Raw genomic sequence first — 1,088 nt, forward strand, 5'->3', positions numbered from 1 at the left:
ATCACAAATGGTGGCGTATTTGGTTCTATGCTATCTACACCAATTATCAACCCGCCACAATCTGGAATCCTTGGAATGCACAACATTATCGAGCGTCCCATTGCTGTAAACGGCAAGGTAGAAATTCACCCCATGATGTATGTTGCCCTTTCGTATGACCACAGAATTATCGATGGTCGTGAGTCTGTTGGATTCTTGGTTGCCGTGAAAGAAGCCTTGGAAAACCCAGTAGAATTGCTTTGCGGTGGAAATCCTAAGAAAGCATTTGAAATGTAATATTCAATATCAAAACTTAACTTATAACCAGTTTGAGAAATCAAACTGGTTTTTTTGTAGTTTTACCTTCAAAGATTATTATGTCAAAAACAAAAAAACAGGCCGCAATTGGTTTTATTTTCATCACCATGTTAATTGATATTACAGGGTGGGGGATTATCATTCCAGTAATACCTAAATTAGTTAAAGAACTTATTAATGGAGATATTAGTGAGGCCGCTAAATATGGTGGTTGGTTGACCTTTGCCTATGCCATTACTCAATTTATTTTTGCGCCAATACTTGGAAATTTAAGCGATAAATTTGGTCGAAGACCTATTATTTTAATTTCATTATTTGGATTTTCGCTAGATTATCTGCTGTTAGCTTTTGCGCCTACCATATTTTGGTTGTTCATTGGACGAATTTTAGCAGGTATTACTGGAGCAAGTATAACAACTGCATCTGCCTATATTGCGGATATTAGTACACAAGAGAATCGTGCTAAAAATTTTGGAATGATTGGGGCCGCTTTTGGATTAGGATTTATTATTGGACCTGTAATAGGTGGTTTTTTGGGGCATTATGGTTCAAGAGTTCCTTTTTATGCAGCAGCTGTATTGTGTATGATTAACTTTTTGTACGGTTATTTTATTTTGCCAGAATCATTATCAAAAAATAATCGACGCGAATTTGATATAAGACGTGCTAACCCAGTTGGAGCATTAAAAAGCATCAAAAAACATCCTTCTCTAATTGGATTAATGTTGGCTATTTTTTTACTATATATTGCTTCCCACGCTGTGCAAAGCAATTGGAGCTATTTTACCATG

Annotated in this window: 2 protein-coding genes; both read left to right on the forward strand. The window is 35.9% G+C overall.

Going from position 1 to position 1,088, the window contains the following annotated elements; translation table 11 throughout:
- Positions 1-276 (forward strand): 2-oxo acid dehydrogenase subunit E2 (locus tag EKL98_RS17070; protein ID WP_199740760.1); only part of this gene is annotated, 276 nt, incomplete at its 5' end.
- Between the two features lie 80 nt (positions 277-356).
- The coding region (locus EKL98_RS17075; protein WP_148104474.1) for a TCR/Tet family MFS transporter at positions 357-1,088 on the forward strand (732 nt) is incomplete at its 3' end.

Source organism: Flavobacterium bomense (assembly GCF_003970355.1).